Annotated in this window: 16 protein-coding genes and 1 tRNA gene; 12 read left to right on the forward strand and 5 right to left on the reverse strand. The window is 44.0% G+C overall.

Annotated elements, in window-relative coordinates; genetic code table 11:
* Positions 1-75: 75 nt before the first annotated feature.
* The 3 genes from rny (at position 76) to QK890_RS11095 (ending at position 3,026) form a co-directional block, all read left to right on the forward strand.
* Positions 76-1,611, forward strand: a complete 1,536-nt coding sequence (gene rny / locus QK890_RS11085) for a ribonuclease Y (RefSeq protein WP_005808123.1) — start codon at positions 76-78, stop codon at positions 1,609-1,611.
* A 90-nt stretch (positions 1,612-1,701) separates the two neighbouring features.
* Positions 1,702-2,457, forward strand: a complete 756-nt coding sequence (locus tag QK890_RS11090) for a copper homeostasis protein CutC (protein WP_032539529.1) — start codon at positions 1,702-1,704, stop codon at positions 2,455-2,457.
* 86 nt (positions 2,458-2,543) lie between these two features.
* Positions 2,544-3,026, forward strand: a complete 483-nt coding sequence (locus tag QK890_RS11095) for a PepSY-like domain-containing protein (protein WP_032539528.1) — start codon at positions 2,544-2,546, stop codon at positions 3,024-3,026.
* Positions 3,027-3,107: 81 nt separating this feature from the next.
* Here QK890_RS11095 and QK890_RS11100 read toward each other — a convergent pair whose 3' ends face one another.
* Complete coding sequence (locus tag QK890_RS11100; protein WP_032539527.1) at positions 3,108-4,277, reverse strand: acyltransferase; 1,170 nt, start codon at positions 4,275-4,277, stop codon at positions 3,108-3,110.
* Positions 4,278-4,431: 154 nt separating this feature from the next.
* On the opposite strand from QK890_RS11100, the gene QK890_RS11105 reads away from it, so the two are divergent.
* Positions 4,432-4,998, forward strand: coding sequence for an MTA/SAH nucleosidase (locus tag QK890_RS11105; protein WP_005808116.1), 567 nt, complete (start codon positions 4,432-4,434; stop codon positions 4,996-4,998).
* Here QK890_RS11105 and QK890_RS11110 read toward each other — a convergent pair.
* Entirely contained in the window at positions 4,965-5,327 is a 363-nt protein-coding gene (locus QK890_RS11110) for a YbaN family protein (protein WP_005781029.1), read from the reverse strand. The genes QK890_RS11105 and QK890_RS11110 overlap by 34 nt on opposite strands.
* A gap of 116 nt (positions 5,328-5,443) precedes the next feature.
* On the opposite strand from QK890_RS11110, the gene QK890_RS11115 reads away from it, so the two are divergent.
* From QK890_RS11115 to QK890_RS11140, 6 genes are all read left to right on the forward strand, one after another.
* Positions 5,444-5,776, forward strand: a complete 333-nt coding sequence (locus QK890_RS11115; protein WP_005781027.1) for a 6-carboxytetrahydropterin synthase — start codon at positions 5,444-5,446, stop codon at positions 5,774-5,776.
* Entirely contained in the window at positions 5,763-6,308 is a 546-nt protein-coding gene (locus QK890_RS11120) for a radical SAM protein (RefSeq protein ID WP_032535463.1), read from the forward strand. Before QK890_RS11115 ends, QK890_RS11120 begins: the two co-directional genes overlap by 14 nt.
* A 133-nt stretch (positions 6,309-6,441) precedes the next feature.
* Complete coding sequence (locus tag QK890_RS11125; RefSeq protein WP_005781023.1) at positions 6,442-7,182, forward strand: (Fe-S)-binding protein; 741 nt, start codon at positions 6,442-6,444, stop codon at positions 7,180-7,182.
* A complete protein-coding gene (locus QK890_RS11130; protein WP_005808113.1) occupies positions 7,179-8,564 on the forward strand; it encodes a lactate utilization protein B in 1,386 nt (461 codons plus the stop codon). The genes QK890_RS11125 and QK890_RS11130 overlap by 4 nt, the downstream gene beginning before the upstream one ends.
* Entirely contained in the window at positions 8,561-9,139 is a 579-nt protein-coding gene (locus QK890_RS11135; protein ID WP_005781018.1) for an LUD domain-containing protein, read from the forward strand. The genes QK890_RS11130 and QK890_RS11135 overlap by 4 nt, the downstream gene beginning before the upstream one ends.
* A gap of 58 nt (positions 9,140-9,197) precedes the next feature.
* Positions 9,198-10,070: a pyridoxamine kinase gene (locus QK890_RS11140; RefSeq protein ID WP_032539526.1), complete on the forward strand. Its 873-nt coding sequence runs from the start codon at positions 9,198-9,200 to the stop codon at positions 10,068-10,070.
* 82 nt (positions 10,071-10,152) lie between these two features.
* Here the strand turns inward: QK890_RS11140 and QK890_RS11145 are convergent, their stop codons facing one another.
* On the reverse strand, positions 10,153-10,467 hold the full coding sequence (locus tag QK890_RS11145) for a hypothetical protein (protein WP_032531638.1): 315 nt from the start codon (positions 10,465-10,467) through the stop codon (positions 10,153-10,155).
* Positions 10,468-10,669: 202 nt separating this feature from the next.
* A complete protein-coding gene (locus tag QK890_RS11150; RefSeq protein WP_367627339.1) occupies positions 10,670-12,496 on the reverse strand; it encodes a von Willebrand factor type A domain-containing protein in 1,827 nt (608 codons plus the stop codon).
* Positions 12,497-12,606: 110 nt separating this feature from the next.
* Here QK890_RS11150 and QK890_RS11155 point away from each other — a divergent pair, with 110 nt between their 5' ends.
* Entirely contained in the window at positions 12,607-13,182 is a 576-nt protein-coding gene (locus QK890_RS11155) for an RNA polymerase sigma factor (protein WP_032531659.1), read from the forward strand.
* Positions 13,179-14,345 (forward strand): energy transducer TonB, encoded by a 1,167-nt coding sequence (locus QK890_RS11160; RefSeq protein ID WP_032539523.1) that lies wholly within the window; start codon positions 13,179-13,181, stop codon positions 14,343-14,345. Before QK890_RS11155 ends, QK890_RS11160 begins: the two co-directional genes overlap by 4 nt.
* A 49-nt stretch (positions 14,346-14,394) precedes the next feature.
* Here QK890_RS11160 and QK890_RS11165 read toward each other — a convergent pair.
* A tRNA-Trp gene (locus QK890_RS11165) sits at positions 14,395-14,467 on the reverse strand.
* Positions 14,468-14,524 lie beyond the last annotated feature (57 nt).

A 14,524-nucleotide genomic window follows, 5' to 3' on the forward strand; every position in this document is an offset into this window, starting at 1 on the left:
TGCTAAAGATGCCCGGAAGAAGAAGCTTTCGAGTATTTGGCAGTGCGTTTTTATTTATATTTAAATTAAATTACAATGTTAGTAACAATAGTAGCATCCATTGCATGCTTCATCGTAGGAGGAATCTTATCGTACGTATTGTTTAAATACGGACTGAAGGCCAAATATGATAATGTCCTGAAAGAAGCAGAGACAGAAGCAGAAGTGATTAAGAAGAACAAACTGCTGGAAGTAAAAGAGAAGTTTCTCAATAAGAAAGCAGATTTGGAGAAGGAGGTAGCCCTGCGTAACCAAAAGATCCAACAGGCTGAAAATAAGCTGAAACAACGTGAAATGGTGCTGAGCCAGCGCCAGGAAGAGATTCAGCGTAAAAGAGCCGAAGCCGATGCTGTCAGAGAGAATCTGGAAGCACAGTTGGGAATCGTGGATAAAAAGAAAGAGGAACTGGACAAACTCCAGCATCAGGAAATTGAAAAACTGGAAGCACTTTCCGGGTTGTCGGCCGAAGAGGCAAAAGAACGCTTGGTAGAGTCGTTGAAAGAAGAGGCAAAGACTCAGGCGCAGTCTTATATCAATGATATCATGGACGATGCCAAACTGACTGCAAGTAAAGAGGCTAAACGTATCGTGATACAGTCGATACAACGTGTGGCTACGGAAACTGCCATCGAGAATTCTGTAACTGTATTCCATATTGAATCGGATGAAATCAAGGGACGTATCATCGGACGTGAAGGCCGTAATATCCGTGCTCTTGAAGCTGCTACCGGAGTTGAAATCGTAGTAGACGATACTCCTGAAGCAATTGTTCTTTCCGCATTCGACCCTGTTCGTCGTGAAATAGCCCGTCTGGCATTGCATCAGTTGGTTACTGACGGACGTATTCACCCGGCACGCATCGAAGAGGTGGTTGCCAAAGTGCGTAAACAAGTGGAAGAAGAAATTATTGAAACAGGTAAACGTACTACTATCGACTTAGGTATCCACGGATTGCATCCGGAACTGATTCGAATCATCGGTAAGATGAAATATCGTTCATCTTATGGACAGAACCTGTTGCAGCATGCACGTGAGACTGCCAACCTTTGTGCTGTGATGGCCTCTGAACTGGGCTTGAATCCGAAGAAAGCAAAACGTGCCGGATTGTTGCATGATATTGGTAAGGTGCCCGATGAAGAACCGGAATTGCCACACGCTTTGCTGGGTATGAAACTTGCTGAGAAATTCAAGGAAAAACCGGATATTTGTAACGCTATCGGTGCCCACCACGATGAAGTAGAGATGACCAGCCTGCTTGCGCCTATCGTACAGGTGTGTGATGCCATCTCCGGAGCACGTCCGGGTGCACGCCGCGAAATTGTTGAGGCTTACATCAAGCGTCTGAACGATCTGGAACAGTTGGCTATGTCTTATCCGGGTGTAACCAAGACTTATGCTATCCAGGCAGGACGCGAGCTTCGTGTTATTGTCGGGGCAGACAAAATAGACGACAAGCAGACGGAAAATCTGTCGGGTGAAATTGCGAAGAAGATTCAGGACGAGATGACTTACCCGGGACAGGTGAAGATAACCGTTATCCGCGAAACACGTGCGGTGAGCTTTGCAAAATAAAGACTGAAAAAGAAAATGTTTATGATAAGGGCGAAGCAATTCGCCCTTTTTTAATTCCTCGTTAAACAGTTATTTTAATATTCATGAAATATGAAGAACTACCTATTTGAAGTTTGTACCAACTCCGTAGAGAGTTGCATTGCTGCACAGGAAGGTGGAGCAAACCGCGTGGAACTTTGTGCAGGCATCCCGGAGGGCGGAACGACTCCCTCGTATGGCGAAATCGCGATGGCACGTGAGGTGCTGACAACTACACGGTTGCATGTCATTATCCGTCCGCGTGGAGGGGATTTTCTTTATTCTCCCATCGAAATAAAGACTATGCTGAAGGATATTGAAATGGCTCGTCGACTTGGAGCTGATGGGGTGGTGTTTGGATGTCTGACAGCAAACGGAGAGATAGATGTGCCGGTGATGGAACAGCTGATGGAAGCTTCTGAAGGTTTATCTGTCACTTTTCACCGGGCATTCGATGTGTGCCGTGATGCATCTAAGGCTTTGGAGCAGATAATTAACCTGGGATGTGACCGTATTCTGACTTCGGGGCAACAGGCAACGGCTGAACTTGGCATACCTTTGTTGAAGGAACTCCGTGAAAGGGCGAAGGGCAGAATCACTCTCCTTGCAGGTTGTGGGGTGAACGAAAAGAATATCTGCCGGATTGCAAAAGAGACCGGTATTCAGGAATTCCATTTCTCCGCACGGGAGAGCCTCAAAAGCGGAATGGCATACAAGAACGAGGCTGTATCTATGGGAGGAACTGTTCATATCAGCGAGTATGAGCGGAATGTGACAACTGTGAAGCGTGTGAAGGATACGATTGGAAACCTCACTTCTGTCCTCTGACAGTGTAGTGGTGGCAGCCTGAAACAAAGCAACCTTGTAAGTTGTTAGTTAGCGAAAAGTATTCATCCGATTAAAATGCTTTAGCTATGATAAAATTGAGATTCAGCTTGTTAATGGCTCTGTTGATGGTTGTCATGTCTGTTTGGGCAGATAATGCTCCTGCCAAGGCGCAGGCGGCTTTGAAAAAAATGTATCCCAAAGCTGATGGTATCGCCTGGTCACAGGACAGCGGTTACTATTGTGCCGATTTCATGATGAATGGTTATGAAAAGAATGTCTGGTTCAATGCGCAGGGACAATGGCAGATGACCCAGACGGAGTGGGGAGATACCGATGAACTTTCTGCTACGGTATATAATGCGTTTGCTTCCGGTCCTTATTCCGGCTGGCAGGTGGAAGATGTTACTTATGTCGAGTTTCCCAAATGGCAACCGATTATTGTCATCAAGGTAGGGCAACAAAATGTAGACATTCAATATCAGCTGTTTTATAGTCCGAACGGGGCATTGCTGCGTACCCGTAATGTGAGTTATATGGATGATATATTGGGACCGGGTACATTCTTGTAACTGTAGTCTCCTATCAATGACTTACGTGTAAGGTGCGAAGAGTTCTTAAACTCTTTCCACCTTACACGTCAATTGTTGGTCTTATCCCATAAGCCAGACAGCTTTTTGGGGCATAAGCTTATAAATGAACGCAGTGAATGCCCAGCTGCAGAGGAATATACAGATAGCCATCAGTGGAACCTGTAGAGGGATAGGTAACGATGAGGGCCCTATTAGAAGGAAAAAAGGACCTACGACGAAGTAGTGAACCATATAGATGCCGAAACCGCATTTGGTCATGTTGGCCAGTGCTTTTATGACAGTCTGATTGGTGATGACTACTTTTTGTAGCAGTAAGAAGGTGGCTAAGGTCATTAACAATACGTTGGGGCTACAGAAGGTAAAGAAGAGTTCCATTTCCGTTTCTGTTGCGTTAGGATTGGCTGCTGTGGTGCTGAAACCTGTATAAGTGACATAATATCCGACGGCAAACATGAGTATGCAAAGAGTGAATGTTTTCATCAGACTCCAGTTGTTACCCTTCTTGACGTAATGCCCCAGTAATAAATATCCATTGAATCCGGCAAAATAGTAGAAGAGTCCGAATTCATTCCATGTATCAGTACCGAATACATAACCGCTTCTGTCGAACAAACAATTGGCAACATACTCCTTTAGATAAGGAATGAAGAGTGAAATAATCCATATCAGGAGAAATGTTCGTTTGGTCTTTTGATCAGCGTTGTCTATCCATGCCGAGAAGAATGGCATATAGAGATACAGGCCGATGAGCAGGTAGATGTACCACATGTGGTTCTCTTTATGGCTGAAATTGAACGGAATCATGGCTACATCCTTCAGAGAATCTATCAGGCTTTGTGATTCTTGTCCTTGCGTATAACAGAAGAAGTCCCCGATAATTTCTTTCGGCAATCCGAGTACTCCCGTAAACCAGGGAAACAGACTATATAACACCGACCAGATGAGGAAGGGAAACAAAACACGATATATGCGTTTTTTGTAGAACTGACCTAATGGCTGTTTTTTCACAGGGAGCAGAAGTAGCCCGGTCATCATAACAAACAAGGGAACCGACGGGCGGAGGAGTGAACCATAAATTGCTGCCCAGTGCGTGTATTCGGGGATTGCCCGCATCGTGGGTGAAATGTAAAAAGGATCGATGCAATGAACGCCTATGACCATTATCATTGCAACGCAACGGATGACGTCGAGCCAGACAATACGATTGTCGGAGATAGAGTTTTGAATCATGATATTTTGTGTTTTAAGTTTCAGGCAAAGATAGGAAGAAAACAGGGCGGATATGTGCAGAATCTGACCATTTAAAGATAATATCTGGTCAAATTGTCTTTAATTGACTACTTTTGCATTCGATATAGAATGTATAAAATTAAAGATAGTATTTATGTTGAAGATATTAGTGACTTATGCCGTACAAGGCGAATTTACAGAAATCAAGTGGCCCGATGTGGAGGTATATTATGTACGGACAGGCATTGGAAAAGTGAAAGCGGCTTTTCATTTGGCGGAAGCCATTCAGCAGGTGAAGCCGGATATTGTGATCAATCAGGGAACAGCCGGAACGATTAACCATCAGGTGGGGGATGTCTTTGTCTGCCGTCATTTTGTCGACCGGGATATGCATAAAATGTCCGGATTAGGAATGGAGTGCCACATTGATTCGTCAGAGTTGCTTGCCGCCAGAGGCTTTTGCCGGCACTGGACCGAATCGGCAACTTGCAATACCGGTGATAGCTTCCTGACCGAACTGACGGATATTGAAGGAGATGTGGTAGATATGGAAGCCTATGCACAGGCCTTTGTGTGCAGGGCTAAGGAGATTCCTTTTATTTCGGTGAAATATGTTTCGGATGTGATCGGGCAGAATTCTGTGAAGCATTGGCAAGACCGGCTGGAAGATGCTCGTGCGGGATTGTCTCACTTCTTCAATGTTTTGAAAGAAAGTATATGATAAGTCACTCCTACGGCTATCAGGAAGAGGAGTACTTTGACCCAAACCAACGGAATCAGGAAAAAAATGCAATAAAGCATCGTGCCCCACATTAGCAGGAGTGAGATGATTTTAGCGCGTAAAGGGATTGCCTTATTTTCACGGAAGTTACGTATATAGGTACCGAAATATTTGTGATTCAGCAGCCATTGGTATAGGCGCGGAGATCCTTTGAAGTAGAGGGCGGCAGTGAGCAGCAAGAAAGGAGTAGTGGGTAACAATGGCAGGAAAATACCGAGAATGCCAAGTCCCAGCGAAAGAGTACCTAATATAATACAGATCGTTTTCATTCCGCAAAAATAGGAAAAATAACTTTTCTCGCTGAATGAAAACTATCTTTTGTATTATCTTTGTAGCCGCACCGAGGTGACATTAGGTGTAGTAACCATTAATAATACATATAACGATGTTTACAGTAATTAAACGAATGGAAATATCGGCTGCACATAAGCTGATTCTTCCGTACCGGAGTAAATGCGCCACTCTTCACGGTCACAACTGGATTATCACTGTCTATTGCCGTTCAGAACGGCTCAACTCGGATGGAATGGTAGTGGATTTTACCCAGATAAAACAGACCGTCAAGGAAAAACTGGATCACCAGAATCTGAATGAAGTACTTCCTTTTAATCCCACGGCGGAAAATATTGCCCGTTGGGTATGCAAGCAGATTCCACAGTGTTATAAGGTAGAGGTACAGGAGTCGGAAGCAAATACGGTGATTTATGAGAAAGATTAACGAGATTTTTTATAGTTTACAGGGAGAGGGGTATCATACAGGTACCCCTGCTGTTTTCATACGTTTCTCAGGGTGTAATCTGAAGTGTGACTTTTGTGATACCCGGCATGAAATCGGTGAAATGATGACAGACGAAGAAATTGTAAATGAAGTAAAGAAGTATCCGGCTGTCATGGTGATTCTTACTGGGGGAGAGCCTTCACTTTGGATTGACGATGCCTTTATCGATTTGTTGCACGGGGCGGGCAAGTATGTGTGTATCGAAACCAATGGAACGAAACCTTTGCCTGCTGCTATCGACTGGGTAACTTGTTCGCCTAAGCAGGGTGTCAAATTAGCTTTAAACCGGATGGATGAAGTTAAAGTTGTTTACGAAGGACAAAATATTGACGTTTATGAACAGCTTCCTGCCGAACATTTCTTCCTTCAGCCTTGTTCTTGTAATAACACCGCAGAAACGGTGGATTGCGTGATGCGACATCCCAGATGGAGACTTAGCCTGCAAACGCACAAACTGATAAATATTTTGTGAGCTACGGAAGCTGATACGAGGGCTGCATGTCATAAGCTGCGCATTATGAGTGGCTTTGCTGTCCCCGTACGTATTTCATTGTTGATAACTCGTGGCTTATGACTCGTGACTTGTAACTAATTAATGATATATTATGAAAGTAGGTTTGTTTATCCCCTGTTATATCAATGCCATCTATCCGCAGGTAGGGGTGGCATCATATAAATTACTGAAGAGCTTAGGGGTGGATGTCGATTATCCTCTTGATCAGACTTGTTGCGGACAGCCCATGGCAAACGCCGGTTTTCAAGATGAATCTTTAAAGATGGCTATCCGTTTCAATGATTTATTTCAGAAGTATGATTACATTGTAGGCCCGTCTGCCAGTTGCGTGGCTTTTGTGAAAGAAAACCATCCCGGTATTTTGGCTAAAGAGGGTCATCAATGCCAGAGTGCAGATAAGATTTACGACCTCTGTGCCTTTATTCACGATGTGATAAAACCTACGAAAATCCCTGCTCGTTTTCCCCATAAAGTCAGTATTCATAACAGCTGTCACGGTGTACGTGAACTTTTTCTATCTGCTCCGAGTGAATTGAACATACCTTATTTCAATAAATTGCGCGATTTGCTCCAGATGGTCGAGGGGATTGAAGTGTTTGAACCCAGCCACGTGGACGAATGTTGTGGTTTCGGCGGTATGTTTGCAGTCGAAGAGCAGGCTGTATCCGTCTGCATGGGACGTGATAAGATACGGCATCACATGGAGACTGGTGCCGAATACATAACCGGAGCCGATAGCTCCTGTCTGATGCATATGCAGGGTATCATTGAGCGTGAACACCTGCCTATCCGAATTATTCATGTTGTAGAAATATTAGCATCACAATTATGAGTACCAAGCATGCAAAAGCTGCCGAGAAGTTTCTGGAAAATCCGGTGATGGCAGCATGGCACAATGAGACCCTTTGGATGGTCCGTGCCAAAAGAGACAAGATGAGCAAGGAAGTACCCGAGTGGGAAGAATTGCGTGACAAGGCATGTGCGTTGAAACTTTATTCCAACAGCCACCTTGAGGAACTCTTGCTGGAATTTGAGAAAAACGCCACAGCCAACGGAGCCATCGTTCATTGGGCAAAGGATGCGGAAGAGTATCGTGCCATTGTTTATGAAATATTGAGCAGTCATGGAGTGAAACATTTTGTGAAAAGCAAATCGATGTTGGCGGAAGAGTGTGAACTAAACCCGTTCCTGATAGAGAAAGGAATAGACGTTGTGGAGTCCGATCTCGGAGAGCGTATTCTTCAGTTGATGAATCTGGCGCCAAGTCATATTGTGCTTCCGGCTATTCACATCAAGCGTGAACAGGTGGGAGAGCTGTTTGAAAAGGAAATGGGAACGGAGAAAGGTAATTTTGATCCTACTTATCTGACCCATGCCGCCCGAAAAAGCTTGCGGAACATCTTTCTGAATGCGGAAGCTGCTATGACGGGAGCCAACTTTGCCGTAGCATCCACTGGAGATATAGTGGTTTGCACGAACGAAGGAAATGCTGATATGGGGACATCGTGCCCGACACTGAATATTGCTGCTTTCGGTATGGAGAAGATCGTGCCGGATATGGAGGCTTTGGGAGTGTTTACCCGTTTGTTGGCGCGTTCGGCAACAGGGCAACCTATCACTACCTATACCTCTCAATATCGCAATCCCCGTGAAGGAGGCGAATATCATATTATCATTGTAGATAACGGACGAAGCGCTTTGCTTGCCCATCCCGATCATATCAAGACTTTGAATTGCATCCGATGCGGTGCTTGTATGAATACTTGTCCGGTGTATCGCCGGAGCGGGGGATATTCCTACACCTACTTTATTCCCGGTCCTATCGGTATCAATCTGGGTATGGCACATGATCCGGAAAAGTATTATGATAACCTGTCAGCCTGTTCGCTGTGTATGTCTTGTTCGGATGTTTGTCCGGCAAAGGTAGACCTGGCTGAACAGATTTATAAATGGCGGCAGGATCTGGATAAGATTGGAAAAGCTAATACGGGTAAAAAAATAATGTCCGGTGGCATGAAAGTATTGATGGACCATCCGGCTCTATTCAATGCGGCTCTTTGGGCTGCTCCGGCAGTTAATTATCTGCCGCGTTTTATCAAATACAATGACTTGGATGCTTGGGGTAAGGGTCGCGAACTGCCTGAGTTTGCCAGCGAATCGTTCAACGAGATGTGGAAGAAAAATAAAGTGCAAGGAAAGGAGGAAAACAAATGAGTAGTAAAGAAGAGATATTGGCGAGTATCCGTAAAAATACGAAGAACCGTTATGAATACCCTGATTGGCAAATCAAAACCACTACTTATCCGGATGTGGTTGCCAAATTCTGCGAGATGAGTTTTGCTGTCGGAGGTGAAGCTATTGTATTGGGGGAGGGAGAAGATATCAATGCTGTCATCCGTCGTACTTACCCTGATGCTGCCAGTATTGCTTCCGATCTGGAGGAAATCACCTGCGCTACATTCAATCCTGATTTGCTGACTCGCGCACAAGATCTGGATGGAACCGATATAGCTGTTGTTAAAGGCGAAATTGGGGTGGCCGAGAATGCAGCTGTCTGGATTCCCCAAACGGTGAAGTACAAAGCGCTCTATTTTATAGCCGAAAAACTGGTGATTGTTTTGGACAAGAACCGTATTGTGAGCAATATGCATCAGGCTTACGAGCTGATAAAAGATGAAAAATATAAATTTGGTACATTTATCTCCGGCCCTTCAAAAACTGCTGATATAGAGCAAGCGTTGGTGATGGGAGCGCACGGTGCGAGAGATGTATTGGTAATATTGAAGTGATGAGGGAATGTTTATCTGTGGTGAAACAGATTTCTGCAATATCCTCTTATACAAATATATGTTTGCAAATAAAGTAAAGAAAGTGGCTGCCATTCACGACCTTTCCGGTATGGGAAGGGTTTCTCTGACAGTCGTAATTCCTATTCTGTCGTCTATGGGGTTTCAGGTATGTCCGTTGCCTACGGCCATCCTTTCTAATCACACGCAATATCCGCATTTCACTTTTCTTGATCTGACGGATGAAATGCCTCGTATTATTGCCGAGTGGAAACGTTTGGAGGTGGAGTTCGATGCTATCTATACCGGTTATTTAGGATCACCCAGGCAGATTCAGATTGTATCTGACTTTATCCGTGATTTTCGCCGGAAAGATAGCTTGACGGTGATAGATCCTGTCTTGGGAGACAATGGTAAACTCTATTCAAATTTTGATGAAGCGATGGTGGCAGAGATGCAGCAGTTAATCACACATGCCGATGTGATAACCCCCAATCTGACGGAACTTTTCTATCTGCTCGGCCGTCCGTATAAAGAGACCAATACCGATCAGGAATTAAAGGATTATCTGCATAGCCTGTCGGAAAAAGGGCCTGAGGTGGTGATCATAACCAGTGTGCCTGTGTTGGATGAACCTCACAAAACTTCGGTTTATGCTTATAACCGGACAGGAAATCGCTATTGGAAAATCACTTGCCCTTATCTGCCTGCCCATTATCCGGGTACGGGAGATACATTTACGAGTGTCATTACCGGAGCTTTGCTGCAGGGAGACAGCCTTCCCATTGCTTTGGATCGTGCTACCCAGTTTATCCTGCAGGGAATTCGTGCCACTTTCGGTTATGAGTATGATAACCGTGAAGGTATTCTGTTAGAAAAGATACTCCATAATCTTGATATGCCAATTCAGAGTAGCAGTTACGAGCTGATTTAAATGTTTTCCGGAGTACATCTATTCATAAAAAAGCACTGCTCCAAAAATGAAACAGTGCTTTTTGCCCTTTAAAGATGCATCTTTATTTTACTTCTTCACCTTTTTCGTTCATTACTACAGTTGTCTCTGTACCGTCTTTCTGTGTAACGACTACTTTGTAGAGTTTGCCGTCTTCTTTAGCTGTTACTGATGCTTCTTTGATAGTCGATTCAGGATAAGCTTTTCCGAGGGCTTCGGTTACTGCTGCAGGGAGATCTTTTACTTCAATCTTTGTATACTCGTCTTGTGGAGCCTGTGCAGTCGTTACTACTGCGTTAGCGTTTTCTACGTTCTGTGCGAATGCTACTGAGCTACCTAATCCCATAACCAATGCTATTGCTACTAATACCTTTTTCATAATTGTAAGTTTTGAGTTAATAAATGAGGTTTGTTTTTCTGTAAGCCGTTTGCTTACGATAATAGTAGTGCAAGCGGTGTGCCAGAATAAAGGTATATGTATTATTCTGCTGATTATTAGATTGTTATATTCAAAGGTCTAAACCTCAATCTGTGGAAATTGGGGTTTTGGGGTGTGGATAACGTGGAAAACTTCCACAGTATCAGATACCTTTGGCAGTTTCTGCGAGCCGTATAAATTCTCTTTTATATCCCTTTTCGTCGTTTTCCAAGCCGGTCTTTGCCAAAGAAATCACTTTGTCATAATTGGCATTTCCCTTGAATTCAGAATCTCTCAGCAGTTGTCCGAACATGGCTACTGCGGCTGCGAAACGAAAATCGGCGGAAACCCGGTTGTTTTTAGAGTCAGTCAACGCCTGTTCTATCTTTTTGCTGGTATTGCCGTCCGGTGTTTTGTAGCGTAGTTTGACGGTTAGTAATTCATTAGAGTCGTTGACAGAGGTGGCAGTCTTTTGTTTCTTCTGATATTTCAAATCGTCCACTTTTCCGGTAAAATCACTTTTTACCCCTACAGGAATCACTTCATAGAAAGCTGTGACTGTATGTCCGGCTCCCATTTCTCCTGCATCTTTTGTGTCGTTGTTGAAGTCTTCATCTGCCAGCAAACGACTTTCATAGCCAATCAACCGATAGGCTTGTACCTGTGTCGGGTTAAACTCCACTTGTAGTTTTACGTCTTTGGCGACCGTATGTAAAGTTGCTCCGAACTCGTTCACCAATACCCGGTTGGCTTCTTGCAGATTGTCGATATAGGCATGATTGCCGTTTCCCTTTTCGGCAAGAGTCTGCATCTTGCTGTCTTTATAGTTTCCCATCCCATATCCTAATACGGTGAGGAATACACCGCTCTTACGTTTTTGCTCAATCAGTTTCTCCAGTTCCTGATCCGATGATACGCCCACATTGAAATCACCATCGGTACAGAGGATGATGCGGTTATTGCCACCGGTTATAAAATTTTTTCGGGCAATTTTATAAGCCAGTTTAATTCCTTCTCCTCCCGCTGTAGAGCCTCCTGCTTCCAGTTCGTCAATGGCTTCGCGTATTTTTTGTTTATCGCTTCCCGGTGTGGATGCCAGTTTCTCTCCGGCAGCGCCCGAATATACCACGATTGCTACTTTATCTTTATCTCTCAGATTGTTAACTAATAACTTTAATGATGATTTTACCAGATCCAGACGTTCGGGACCATACATCGAACCGGATACATCGATCAGGAAGATTAGGTTCGAAGCAGGTAAGTTTTCGGTAGGAATTTCTTTTGCTTTCAATCCGATGCGGACTAACCGATGCTGTTCGTTCCAAGGACAAGTACCTATTTCTGATGTGATTCTTACCGGATCGTTCCCTGTTGGTTGTGCATAATTGTAAGAGAAGTAGTTTATTAATTCTTCTGTACGGATGGCATCAGCCGGAGGTAGCTCTCCTTTATTAAGGAATCGGCGCATATTGCTATATGAAGCTACATCCACATCGATCGAGAAAGTAGATAGCGGATTATCCCACACTTTCTTAAATCCATTTTCCTGTATTGCTTTATATTCTTCGGCAGACATCCCTACGTTGTATAACAGGCTGTGATTCATTGCGATGGGGGTAGCACCGCAAATCATTTTTTGTGTTTCTACCCCATAACCTATCACTACGCATTCTTCCAACTGTTGTGTATCCGTTTCCAAGGCGACATCTAAACGGACAGAAGTCACTTTTATTTTTTGAGTGCGATATCCTATGAAAGAGAATACTAAGGTTGCTCCTTTGTTTGCACGAATGGAATAGGTACCGTCTGTGCCGGTAATGGTTCCGTTCTGTGTACCGTTTATTACAACGGAGCAACCGGCCACCGCTTCTCCGCTTTCAGCGTCTGTAACTATACCTTTTACTATGAAAGGCTGTGCACTGACTGCTCCCCATGAAATTACTGTCATTAGCAGTATAAGCATCAAAGCTCTGAATTGATTCGTTTTCATACTTTTATTGTTTTAAGTGGATAAATTTGATTCCTTGTTTTACTCAATAGATGCAATTCTCTTATAGATTCCATAAATAGATTCCTCTTTTTTTTAACTTTGCAAAAAAAATCCTGTTTTTCAGAAGAAACATATCGGAACAGACGGACGAGGAACTATTGCAGCATTATATGAAGTCCGGTGAAACAGAGTATTTCGGTGAACTTTATAACCGTTATATTCCGTTGTTGTATGGCGTGTGTCTGAAGTATCTCAAAGATGAAGCCCGGGCTCAGGATGCGGTGATGGAACTTTTTGAAGATTTGCTTCCTAAAGTCACCCATTATGAAATAAAAACTTTCCGGACCTGGATATACCGGGTAGTAAAGAATCATTGCTTGCAAATATTACGGAAAGACTCTAAAGAGATTTCATTGGATTATACTGTTCATATTGTGGAATCCGATGAATTTTTGCATCTTTTATGTGAAGAGGAAAGTAATGCGGACCAATTGGAAGCTTTGCATCATTGTCTGAAGAAACTTTCTGAACCCCAACGCGTCAGCATACGGCATTTCTTTATAGAAGAAATGTCTTATGCCGATATAGTTGCGCAAACCGGTTTTACGCTGAATAACGTAAAGAGCTATATCCAGAACGGAAAACGTAATTTGAAGATTTGTATTAAAAATCAGCTTAAGGAATGAAACTATTAGACTACATACGGGGAGCCCGCAAAGGAAAAGAGGCGCATCGGCTGGAGAAAGAGGCTATGCGTGATCCTTTTCTGGCCGACGCGCTCGAAGGTTACAGCCGTGTAGGGAATGGAGCCGACGAGCAGATTGAGGAGTTGCGCCGTCGGATTAGAGCCCGTGCTGTGCGAAAGCGTAACCATGCTGTGGTCTGGAGTATCGCCGCCAGCCTGCTGATTGGAGTTTGTATCGGCTCTTATTTCCTTTTTCAGGAGAAACCTTTGTCGGATGAAGCACGGATGGCAATGGAACAAGCGGTTCATCCGAAACCCTTGTCGGTATATGAGGAAGAGAAGAAAGATGAGTTGGCTGAGGCGGTAATAAAGGATTCGGCAGGCCCGTCGAAGAAATTGATTTCAGAGAGTAAGAAGAAAAAAATGCTTGCACCTTCATCTGAGGTTCCTCAAATAATGACTCAGGAATTGATGGAAGAAGCGCTGGAAGCCACCATTGACGACGAACCTTCGGCTATGGACAAAAAAATGGTTATGAGAGCTTCGGTGGCTAATGATAGTAGTTTTAACGCTAAAGTGGCTGTTGTTGGTAAGGTGCGTGGTAAAGTGACCGATCCCAGTGGTGAACCTCTTGTTGGTGCCACAGTCAGGGTGAAAGGGACTAATCAGGGGACTATCTCAGATGAAAATGGTGATTTTACTTTAAAGACAGATGGGAATCGGGAACTTTCAGTCGATTATATCGGTTATGAATCTGTTGTCCTTCCTGTTGATACGACTAAAGATTTATTGATAGCTATGAACGTAGATGATGCTACACTTGACGAGGTTGTAGTGGTAGGATACGGTTCGCAGCCGAAGAGTAGCGTTACAGGTGCTATAATGAGCTTAAAGATGTCAGGTACACCGCAACCGTCTATAGGGCGAAAAGCTTTTCGGAGGTATCTGAAAGAGAATCTGGTGCATCCTTCCGACAAAGAGTGTGCACGTGCCAAGGGAAAAGTGATTCTTACTTTCCGGGTAGATAAGGATGGACGTCCGGAATCCATTAGTGTTAAAAAGGGACTTTGTGCTTCGGCCGATAAAGAGGCCATTCGTCTGATTGAAGAGGGACCTGACTGGACTATTGGTGATGAACCGGTAGAGGTGAGTATCCGTTTCTGATAAACGAAAATCCCGCTTAGGTCACCTGACTTAAGCGGGATTTTTTTTGCACGGGAGGAGAGGCTCGAACTCCCGACACCCGGTTTTGGAGACCGGTGCTCTACCAACTGAGCTACTCCCGTGTTTGCGGCTGCAAAGGTAGAATAAACTTCTGAATTGGCAAGCTTTTATGCAAAGAA

It is taken from the genome of Bacteroides sp. NGMCC 1.200775 (genome assembly GCF_040798045.1).
GTDB lineage: Bacteria > Bacteroidota > Bacteroidia > Bacteroidales > Bacteroidaceae > Bacteroides > Bacteroides hominis.